11 protein-coding genes are annotated in these 9,186 nt (G+C 63.3%); 9 read left to right on the top strand and 2 right to left on the bottom strand.

From position 1 onward, the window contains the following. From gluQRS to AAC023_RS12025, 4 genes are all read left to right on the top strand, one after another. A partial coding sequence (gene gluQRS / locus AAC023_RS12010) for a tRNA glutamyl-Q(34) synthetase GluQRS (RefSeq protein ID WP_339741442.1) occupies positions 1–822 on the top strand: 822 nt, incomplete at its 5' end. A gap of 81 nt (positions 823–903) precedes the next feature. Beyond that, on the top strand, positions 904–1,830 hold the full coding sequence (locus tag AAC023_RS12015) for a hypothetical protein (protein ID WP_339741443.1): 927 nt from the start codon (positions 904–906) through the stop codon (positions 1,828–1,830). 81 nt (positions 1,831–1,911) lie between these two features. Further along, positions 1,912–2,955 (top strand): aromatic ring-hydroxylating dioxygenase subunit alpha, encoded by a 1,044-nt coding sequence (locus AAC023_RS12020; protein ID WP_339741444.1) that lies wholly within the window; start codon positions 1,912–1,914, stop codon positions 2,953–2,955. Further along, positions 2,955–3,164: a twin transmembrane helix small protein gene (locus tag AAC023_RS12025; protein ID WP_339741445.1), complete on the top strand. Its 210-nt coding sequence runs from the start codon at positions 2,955–2,957 to the stop codon at positions 3,162–3,164. Before AAC023_RS12020 ends, AAC023_RS12025 begins: the two co-directional genes overlap by 1 nt. Here the strand turns inward: AAC023_RS12025 and AAC023_RS12030 are convergent. Further along, positions 3,161–4,276 carry a serine hydrolase domain-containing protein gene (locus tag AAC023_RS12030; protein WP_339741446.1) on the bottom strand — a complete coding sequence of 372 codons (1,116 nt, stop codon included), beginning with the start codon at positions 4,274–4,276 and terminating at the stop codon, positions 3,161–3,163. The two genes, AAC023_RS12025 and AAC023_RS12030, sit on opposite strands and share 4 nt — an antisense overlap. A gap of 107 nt (positions 4,277–4,383) precedes the next feature. Here AAC023_RS12030 and AAC023_RS12035 point away from each other — a divergent pair, with 107 nt between their 5' ends. Continuing rightward, a complete protein-coding gene (locus AAC023_RS12035; RefSeq protein ID WP_339741447.1) occupies positions 4,384–4,959 on the top strand; it encodes a cob(I)yrinic acid a,c-diamide adenosyltransferase in 576 nt (191 codons plus the stop codon). Between the two features lie 129 nt (positions 4,960–5,088). Next, on the top strand, positions 5,089–5,682 hold the full coding sequence (locus tag AAC023_RS12040; protein ID WP_339741448.1) for a YceI family protein: 594 nt from the start codon (positions 5,089–5,091) through the stop codon (positions 5,680–5,682). A gap of 56 nt (positions 5,683–5,738) precedes the next feature. Here AAC023_RS12040 and AAC023_RS12045 read toward each other — a convergent pair whose 3' ends face one another. Then, positions 5,739–7,247, bottom strand: a complete 1,509-nt coding sequence (locus AAC023_RS12045; RefSeq protein ID WP_339741449.1) for a serine hydrolase domain-containing protein — start codon at positions 7,245–7,247, stop codon at positions 5,739–5,741. 108 nt (positions 7,248–7,355) lie between these two features. Here AAC023_RS12045 and AAC023_RS12050 point away from each other — a divergent pair, with 108 nt between their 5' ends. The 3 genes from AAC023_RS12050 (at position 7,356) to AAC023_RS12060 (ending at position 9,141) form a co-directional block, all read left to right on the top strand. Beyond that, positions 7,356–7,715, top strand: coding sequence for a PadR family transcriptional regulator (locus tag AAC023_RS12050; RefSeq protein ID WP_339741450.1), 360 nt, complete (start codon positions 7,356–7,358; stop codon positions 7,713–7,715). Further along, a complete protein-coding gene (locus tag AAC023_RS12055; RefSeq protein WP_339741451.1) occupies positions 7,712–8,260 on the top strand; it encodes a hypothetical protein in 549 nt (182 codons plus the stop codon). The genes AAC023_RS12050 and AAC023_RS12055 overlap by 4 nt, the downstream gene beginning before the upstream one ends. Positions 8,261–8,391: 131 nt before the next feature. After that, positions 8,392–9,141, top strand: a complete 750-nt coding sequence (locus AAC023_RS12060; protein ID WP_339741452.1) for an electron transfer flavoprotein subunit beta/FixA family protein — start codon at positions 8,392–8,394, stop codon at positions 9,139–9,141. Positions 9,142–9,186: the final 45 nt, after the last annotated feature.

Below are 9,186 nucleotides of genomic sequence, written 5' to 3' on the forward strand. Positions count from 1 at the left end.
TATCTGCATCTGGGCCATGCCTTCTCGGCCTGGACCGCCTGGCGTGCGGCCTGTGATCATGACGGGCGGTTCCTGCTGAGGCTGGAGGATATCGACACCACGCGCTGCAAACGCGAATTCGAGGCGCCGCTGTTTGACGATCTGATCTGGCTCGGGCTCGACTGGGAAGAACCGGTGCGGCGCCAGAGCGAGCATTTTGATGAGTATGCTGCCGTGCTGGAACGGCTCCGGGCGACGGGGCTGGTCTATCGCTGCTTCAAGACGCGCACGGAAATCCTCGAGGATATCGCGCGGGCGCCGCACGGGGTTGGCGAGGTCTATCGCGGGCCGAAAACGCCGATGTCGGCGGATGAGGAAGCGGCGCGGCTGGCGAGCGGCGAGGCCTATGCCTGGCGGCTATCGCTGGATCGCTGCCACGATCATCTCGGCGACCGGTTTGGCGCGATGCGTTTTGTCGAGGAAGGGGCCAGCACCGTCAAAGGCCAGGGCGCGCGCGAAGTGGTGGCTGATCCCTCCCCGCTCGGCGATGTCGTGCTGGCGCGCAAGGATGTCGGCACCAGCTATCATATCGCGGTGGTGCATGATGACGCGCTGCAGGGCATCAGCCATGTCATCCGCGGCGAGGATCTGTTCGAGCTGACACCGCTGCACGTGCTGCTGCAGACCCTGCTCGGCCTGCCGACCCCGATCTATCGCCATCACCGCCTGCTGCTGGACGAGAGCGGCAAGCGCTTCGCCAAACGCGACCAGGCGGCCACCTTGCAGGCGATGCGCGAGAGTGGCGAGACGTCCGAGGGGTTGCGCTCGATCTTCCGGCGCTGAGCTTACCGATTTGTCATGCATCCGCAGGCGAGGCCCCGCGCATCCAAGGTCCTGAAGCACACAAATCCGGGACCCGATACGATGACAAAGACAATCCGCCAAAACCTGCTCGCCGCCGCCGCGCTTGGCCTGACCCTGTCCGGAATGCCGGCCCTGGCCGATCCGCTGGCCGCGATCGATCCGGCCCTCGCCATGGGCGCGCAAGGCCCGGCGCTGGAAACCCTGCTGGAGCAGAGCTGCGACGGTCTGGAACGGATCGATGTCGACACGCCACGCTTTCCGCTCGCCGCTGACAGCGAAACGCATTTGATCTGCGACGGGCTCGACCTGGCCTCAGGCGCGCGCCTCGACCGGGCCGTCTTCATCCTCGGGGATGGCGTACTGGTTCAGGTCAATGCCACGGGCGGCGCCGAGGCGCTGGCCCAGCCAGGCGAGGCCCAGCAGTTTCGCGACTTCACCGCCTGGCCGGACGCGGGGGTGCTGATTGATACCGCCAGTGACACGGTCTGGGTTCTCAATCCCGACGGGGTGCACACCAATCTGTTCATGTGGCGTCATCCCGCCCTCGACGGGGCCGCCCTGGCCGAGGCGCAGACCTTGAGCTTTGCCCTGCCGGCCGAGATCCGGCTGGGCGAAACCTTGCAGGTTCTGGCGCCGGAAATCGAGGCGGCCTGCGCCTTCACCCGCACCTTCGAGGACGAGCCTGGCCTGCCGACCGGCAATACGACACAGACCCAGATTGATTGCTTCGGCTATGAGGTCGCCGGCTTCTCCCGGAAGATCGAATTCGTGTTTGCCGATGGCCGGCTGGCCCTGGCCTGGATCCTCACCGGCGTTGGCGATGAGGCGCGGCTGCGCGAGCTGTTGACGGCGCAATATGGTGAAGCCGCCGCCGCAGTCCCGCCCGGACTGGAATTCTTCCCCGGCGAGCGGATTGCGCTACGCACCGACAAGCCGGAAATCCTGGTCGCATCGGAGGCTGTTGTCTCGGCCTTTCTCGGCCGCTAGGGCCGGCCCCGTCATCATGCCGCAGCCGGTATCATGCGCTCGAACTAGGCAAGCGCCGCTCTAGCCGCTATCACGCCTCCCATGTTCTTGCGCGATCTTTGGTATTTCGGGGCGCTTTCAAGCGAGCTCAAACCGGGCCAGCATCTCCATCGCGAGTTGCTGGGCCAGGCGATATTGTTCGGCCGCGACCATGAGGGCCGCGCCTTCGCAATGCAGGATGTCTGCCCGCACCGCGGCATTCTCCTCTCCGGCGGCAAGATGCAATGCCATGACGGCGAGAGCCAGGTGGAATGCCCCTATCATGGCTGGCGTTTCCGCACTGATGGCTCCTGCGCGGCGATTCCCTCGCTGACCGCCGACCAGGCCGAAGCGATGGACCTCTCAAAGATCCGGACCCGCACTTTCCCGCTGCACGAGGACCAGGGCCTGGTCTGGATCTATTACGGCTCGGAGGACAGTCCCGAGCCGGCCATCGCACCGCCCAGGCTCGATCTGCCCGAGGGCGAGAAGCCACGCATGGTGATCCATGACGTTTTCAACTGCCATGTCGATCATGCCGTGATCGGTCTGATGGACCCGGCGCACATCCCCTTCATCCACCGGCAATGGTGGTGGCGATCCGGCAAGTCGGTGCATGACAAGGCCAAGCAGTTCGGACCGGTCGGGCGCGGATTCTCCATGTTGCCGCATGTGCCGTCGAAGAATTCCTATCTCTACGCCCTGCTCGGCGAGCCCCAGACGGAGATCCGCTTCGAGATCCCGGGCCTGCGTACCGAATACGTCAAGGCAGGCGGCAAGCATTTCACCGGTTTCACCGCGGTGACGCCGACCAATGAGAATTCCACCGCGATCACGATCGTTGTCTATTGGGATCACCCGCTTTTGCACATCACGCCGAACTTCCTGATCCGCAAGGGGATTGAAGTCTTCGTCGGCCAGGATCGCGAGGCGGTGAATGCGCAGCAGATCGGCCTCGCCTATGATCCCGACCTGATGCTGATCCATGATAGCGATGTGCAGGCGAAATGGTATTTCGCGCTCAAACGCGCCTGGACGAAGCACCGCGAAACCGGCGAGCCCTTCGTCAATCCTGTCAAACCCGCCACCCTGAGATGGAGAAGCTGATGGCCGTCGATCTGCTTACCGGACTGCTTTACATCGCCATGCTCGCCGTCGTGATCGTGCTCGGCTTCGGCATTTACACCCTCTACCGCTCCGGCGATGAGGCACGTTCGCGCTCCAACAAGCTGATGCGTCTGCGCATCGTGCTGCAATTTTCCGCGATCGTGCTGATCGGGCTGATCTATTTCGCCAAGCAGCACTGGGGCGGCTAGTCCGTCTCTGGCAACAGGGCCGCGAAGACCGGAGCCATTGCCAGCGCGACCTGATCCACACGGCCATCATTGAAAGCAACGACCACGGCGCGGTCGGCTTGCGGGTCCATCATGATCCGCACGAACCACATCGTGTTCGATCCGGCGTGCCGCAAACGCCCATCCTGCACCCCCCAGCCGAGGGCATAGTCGCCGCCGAAGGGCGGAGTGTGCAGGGTTTGCCAGCTCTCTGACGTCAGATAGTCGCCCGCCTCGCCGCGATCACCCGCCATGTGCGCGTCCAGATAGCGGCCAAGATCAGTCAACGAGATATGCACGGTTCCGGCCGGGCCGAGTACGGGTGGATTATCGGCGCGCGGTCCCGGCGGCACGGCGTTCAGGCCGTCGAACATGCCGCCGCGATGACCGCGCGGTTGATCGATTTCATCGACGCTGCCGGGAGGTCCGAAACCGGCAGAGGCCATGTTGAGCGGCTCGAAGACCTCGGCCGCGATCAGGCTTTCCCAGCTTTCCCCCATTACCTGTTCGAGCATGGCGCCGGCGATGACATAGCCGGCGTTCGAGTAGAAGAATTGGGTCTCCGGCTCGGCGGCCGGTGCGGTCCGCAAAATCCGGGTGGCATAGTCGAGCCGCTGTTCGGGCATCGGGCGGCCGCCCGTGCCTTCCATCTGGAAGCGGATCATGTCGACCATGCCGATATTGGCCGGAAGGCCTGCACGATGGCTGAGAAGATGGCGAAAGGTCAGCGCCGGATAGACCGGATCCATATCCTCGATCACGGCGCCGAGATGCTCGCCAATCGTGTCGTCCCAGCCGATGACGCCGCGTTCGACCAGGCGTGCCACCAGTGTCGCCGTCATCGACTTGGTGTCCGAGCCGATATGCCAGAGATCATCCGCGGTCACCGCGATGTCGCTGCCGGTCTCGCGCACACCGGCCACGCCGATACGGGCCTCACCGCCCTGCCAGTACATCACCGCCACGGCCGGCGATCCGCCTGCCTCGCGCGCCTGTTCGGCGAGACGGGCGAGTTCGGGGTCATTGGCGGCGGGCTGGGCGAAGGCGGCGGGGGCCATCATCACGGCCAGGGCGATTGTGAAACTGCGAAACATCTTGCATCTCCCGATACTGCTCCGCCCGCTTTCGGGGCGGCCGGACTGTGGCGTCTGGTGCTGACGCGAGGCTCGCGCCAGCCGGGCCGAGGCGCTAGACTCCCGACATGGTCAAGCTCAACAAAATCTACACCCGTACCGGCGATGCCGGTCAAACCCGTCTCGGCGATATGTCACTGACAGTGAAACACGACCCGAGGGTCGATGCCTACGGGGATGTTGACGAGACAAATTCCTCCCTCGGCCTCGCTCGTGCTGCCCTCGGCGGCGGGCATGAACTCGATGCCGCACTGAAGCGGATCCAGAATGACCTGTTCGATCTGGGCGGCGATCTGTGCGTGCCCGAGAGCGATGAACCGCTCGGCTTCGAACCCTTGCGCATCACCGAGGGCCAGGTGACACGGCTGGAAACCGAGATCGATGCACTCAATGCGCGCCTGTCACGGCTGAACTCCTTCATCCTGCCCGGCGGCAGCGAGGCGGCCGCGCGCCTGCACCTGTCGCGGACCGTTTGCCGCCGCGCCGAACGCAAGCTGTCCGCCCTGATCGCCGGCGGTGCCCGCATCAATCCGGCAGCGCTGAAATATCTCAATCGCCTGTCCGACCTGCTCTTCGTGATGGCTCGCATCACCAATGATGAGGGGCGCAGCGATGTGCTCTGGGTGCCCGGCGGCGAACGCTGAGGCCGCACATTCTTTCCGGCATGGAAACATCAACTTCACGCGAGCAGGCTCGATTTCCCCGCCAGACGCATTATGTATTGCGAACAATTTTCAATACACACGATTTTCAAATCACCTGGGAGTGACCGCATGTTCCGCCTTTTTCTCGCCGCCGCCCCGGCCGCCCTGCTGGCTTTTTCCAGCGCATCGGCCGAGCCCGTCGCCTATGAATTCGACCGCAGCCACACCGTCGTCAGCGCCAGCTGGGACCATCAGGGCTATTCGCGCCAGTCGCTGCAATTCACCGATTATGACGGCACGCTCGATCTCGACCTGGAAACCCCGGCCAATTCGACGGTCGATATCACCTTCAACCTGATCAGCGGCCTGTGGGCCGGGGCCGGGCAGGACGCCTTCATCGGCCATCTCAATTCCGGCGACTTCTTCGATACCGCCCTCACCCCAACCGCCCGTTTCGTCGGCACCGGGTTTGAGACCGAAAATGGCGAGACCGGCGTGATGACCGGCGATCTGACCATGAATGGCCAGACCCATCCGGTCTCCCTGGATGTGACCCTCAATAATTCCGGCGAAACCCGCGATGGCCGCTCCAAGCTCGGCTTCACCGCCACCGGCATGCTGGTCCGTTCGCAATGGGATATGGGCTATGCCGTCCCCTACGTCTCCGACGAGATCGAACTCTTCATCTCAACCGAGATGGCGGTTCCTGCGCCGGCCGAATAACGACATGACGCTGACGCTGCAGACGCGTCCGGCGCGTCTGCAGCGTCATGTCGGGGTCAGGCCTGACGCGCTTTGCCGGCACCACTGACCGCCCGCGGAACCGGGCTGGACCAAAGGCTCAGGGCAAGCCCGGTCAGCAAGACAAGGACCGCCGGCAAAAGCCGCTCGAATTCATCGACCGGCATCTCGTCGATCAGTATGACCTGCGTGCGCCACATCACTGAATTGGTGTAGAAGAACCATGCAGCGACGCTGGCGGCGATCACGGACACCGCACAAAGAACCAGCCGCACCGTCAGACGCACCGGACCGCGCCCGCTTGGCGGGACACTGAAGCGCCGACGCCCCGCGGCGAAACCGGCCAGCAACCAATAGGCAATCCCGATCGCGCCCAGGCCAGTCAGGCCCGCCGCCAGGCTGATCTGGTGTGTCAGCTCATAAGCCTCGGCGCAGACTTCCTCCACATCCATCTCGCGAGCGGCTGACAGCCAGGTGCAGCTGAGATCAAAGTCGAGCTGGGCGCCCGAGGTCGCATTGGTCATGAAGTAGAAGCCGTCGCCGGTTTCCGGACGGATATAGATCTGGGCATTCCAGCTGGAATTATTGCCGCCATGGCCGATCAGCAGACCCCGAGGCGTTTCGAGCCGGGTATAGCTCATGCCGATATTGGGCGTACCCTCGGAGGGCGCAAAGGCCTGATCGAGCCATGAGGCCGGTAGCACACCGCCGCCATCGAGATGGGCGCGCAGGAAGTTTTCCATGTCATCGCCGGACATATAGACGCCAGCCGCCGCCAGGGCGACATCGCGCAGATCGGTGATCTCGCGGCGATAATAATTGAACGCCGCCGAACGGGTCGGAAGCTCAGCCTCGATGAAACCGCTGTGATCCATGCCCAGCGGGGCGAAGACCTGTTCGCGGACATAGGCGTCGAAGCCTTGCCCGCTGACATCCTCGATCATCATCTGCAACAAGACATAGCCGCCGCCGGAATAGCTCGGATCCGTGCCCGGCTCGCGCACCAGCTGAAGCGGTTCATAGGTCTGCGACAGCTCGACGATATCGGCGGGCTGGTCCTCTTCCGGGCTGTAGCCGCCATAGCCATGGATATTGATGCCGGCGACATGCTGCAGCAGGCGGCGCACGGTGACACCACTGACGTCATATTCGCTGTCGGGAAGCGTGAAGCGGGTCAGATAGGGCTGGATGGGCGCATCCAGATCGATGCGGCCGTCACGGGCCAGGGCCAGCACGGCCCAGACCGTGACCGGTTTGGAGATCGAGCCGAGATTGAAAGCGGTCTCGCCAGTGACCGGCGATCCGCCTGCCTGCGCCTCGCCGCGACGGGCCGACCAGATGACCTCCCCATCGCGCAAGGCACCGGCAGCGACGCCGGCGATCGAGTATCGCTGCATCGCCCGATCGAGCACGCCGTCGAGCTCCGCCGCCATCTCGGCCGGCGAGGCGTCCGGATCAATACCGGTGAAGGGGCGCAGATCTGCCGCAATGAAGGCGATCCAGCCCAGTGCCGCCAGAATGGTGGCGAGGCGGACAAGGTTCAGCATTCGCATGGTCAAATTCCTTGGTTATAGCAACTACTATGCATTGCTATATAACTTGCCATAACATAATACAAGGGATACCAATTGCTGCTTCGAAACGGCGAGACATTCATGGCGGACAAGACAGACAAGGCAGGCGTGCTCGAACGCTGGATTTCCCAGGCCCGCAAGGGATATTTCGAGATGCTCCTGTTGGCGCGCCTGCAGGCCGGCCGCGCCTATGGCTACCAGATCGTCGCCAGCCTGAAACAGGTTCCGGGCTTCGAAAGCCTTGCCGAGGGCACGGTCTATCCGGTGCTGACGCGGATGAAGAATGACGGTCTGGTCACCGCCGAATGGGTGGCCGAGGACAGCGGCGCGCCGCGCAAATACTACACAACAACGCCCTTCGGTGCCGACGTGCTCAAGGACATGAAGTCGATCTGGGCGGCGATGGGCGAGGCGCTGGATGCGCAGGAGGTGACGTCATGACCGGAGCTCTCACATTCTCGACACCACAGGCCCGCCGCCTGTGGCAGGATTTCCTGCGCCGTCTCGACCGGGCCAATCGCGAGCTCGACGTTGCCGACCGCGCAGATATCAGTGCCGAAGCCGCCACCCATATCCGCGATGCGATGGAGGCCTTGAGTGAAGGTGACGAGCTGACCCGCCTGCAAGCAGCGATCGCCAGCTATGGCGATTTGCCCGCCGCACCACCGATGTGGCGTCAGCCCACGGCGGTCGTGCTGCATTATGGCTCTATCCTCGCGCTCGGGGTTGCGGGTGTTTTCGTCCTCATCCTGCTCCACATGGCGGTGATGGAAGTGCTCAACGCGCCCGGCGTCGGGCTTTGGCGTTTTGCCGGCGGTGACTGGGCGCTCTCCTACGAGGCACAGACCGATGCCGAGGAAGTGCTCGGCGGATGGTTCATCCCGGTCGTTCTATCGGCCTGCGCCATCGCCTCGGCCGGTCTCTATGCGCTGTGGCGCTTTGCCGTCGCTCCCAGCGGGGCCGTCTCGGCCTGGATGAAGGATTGAGGCCTGCTGTGATTTGACGCGCACGTCAGCCCGCGTGTCACATTGACTTAGAGCGCAGGCATAGGCAGGTTCGGCGCCTGTCCTTTCAAGGTGCGCGCTCCCCCGTGCGCGTCCAAATTCGGAGCTCCGGCATGAAGATTCTCGTCCCCATCAAACGGGTCGTTGATTACAACGTGAAGGTCCGCGTGAAGCCTGATCAAACAGGTGTCGACCTCGCCAACGTCAAAATGTCCATGAACCCGTTCTGCGAGATTGCGGTCGAAGAAGCGATCCGTCTCAAGGAAAAGGGTATCGCGACGGAAATCGTCGTCGTCTCGGTCGGACCGACCCAGGCGCAGGAAACGATCCGCACGGCGCTGGCCATGGGTGCCGATCGCGGCATCCTGATCCAGACCGACGATATGGTCGAACCGCTCGGCGTCGCCAAGGCGCTGAAAGCCATTGTCGCGGAAGAATCGCCGGAACTGGTGATCCTCGGCAAGCAGGCGATTGATGATGACAGCAATCAGACCGGCCAGATGCTCGCCGCCCTGCTCGACTGGCCGCAAGGCACATTTGCCTCGGAAGTCGCGATTGCCGATGGTGCTGCCAGCGTCACGCGCGAGATCGATGGCGGCCTGCAGACGGTGAAGCTGCAATTGCCAGCCATCGTCACCACCGATCTGCGGCTCAATGAGCCGCGCTATGCCTCCCTGCCAAACATCATGAAGGCCAAGCGCAAGCCGATCGACATCAAAACCCCGGCCGATTACGGCGTCGATTTCACGCCGCGTCTGCAAGTGGTCAAGGTGACCGAACCGAAGAAGCGCGAAGCCGGCATCAAGGTCGAATCCGTCGCGCAACTGGTCGACAAGCTGAAAAACGAAGCGGGAGTGATCTGATATGGCTGTTCTCGTTTTTGCCGAGCACGACAATAAAGACCTCAA

Source organism: uncultured Maricaulis sp. (assembly GCF_963976135.1).
GTDB lineage: Bacteria > Pseudomonadota > Alphaproteobacteria > Caulobacterales > Maricaulaceae > Maricaulis.

Excerpts from the sequence above, each read along its gene's own strand:
- AAC023_RS12055 (WP_339741451.1), top strand. The coding sequence starts at position 7,712 with ATGACCGGAGCTCTCACATTCTCGACACCACAGGCCCGCCGCCTGTGG.
- AAC023_RS12060 (WP_339741452.1), top strand. The coding sequence starts at position 8,392 with ATGAAGATTCTCGTCCCCATCAAACGGGTCGTTGATTACAACGTGAAG.
- AAC023_RS12050 (WP_339741450.1), top strand. The coding sequence starts at position 7,356 with ATGGCGGACAAGACAGACAAGGCAGGCGTGCTCGAACGCTGGATTTCC.
- AAC023_RS12035 (WP_339741447.1), top strand. The coding sequence starts at position 4,384 with ATGGTCAAGCTCAACAAAATCTACACCCGTACCGGCGATGCCGGTCAA.
- AAC023_RS12025 (WP_339741445.1), top strand. The coding sequence starts at position 2,955 with ATGGCCGTCGATCTGCTTACCGGACTGCTTTACATCGCCATGCTCGCC.
- AAC023_RS12030 (WP_339741446.1), bottom strand. The coding sequence starts at position 4,276 with ATGTTTCGCAGTTTCACAATCGCCCTGGCCGTGATGATGGCCCCCGCC.
- AAC023_RS12015 (WP_339741443.1), top strand. The coding sequence starts at position 904 with ATGACAAAGACAATCCGCCAAAACCTGCTCGCCGCCGCCGCGCTTGGC.
- AAC023_RS12020 (WP_339741444.1), top strand. The coding sequence starts at position 1,912 with ATGTTCTTGCGCGATCTTTGGTATTTCGGGGCGCTTTCAAGCGAGCTC.
- AAC023_RS12045 (WP_339741449.1), bottom strand. The coding sequence starts at position 7,247 with ATGCTGAACCTTGTCCGCCTCGCCACCATTCTGGCGGCACTGGGCTGG.
- AAC023_RS12040 (WP_339741448.1), top strand. The coding sequence starts at position 5,089 with ATGTTCCGCCTTTTTCTCGCCGCCGCCCCGGCCGCCCTGCTGGCTTTT.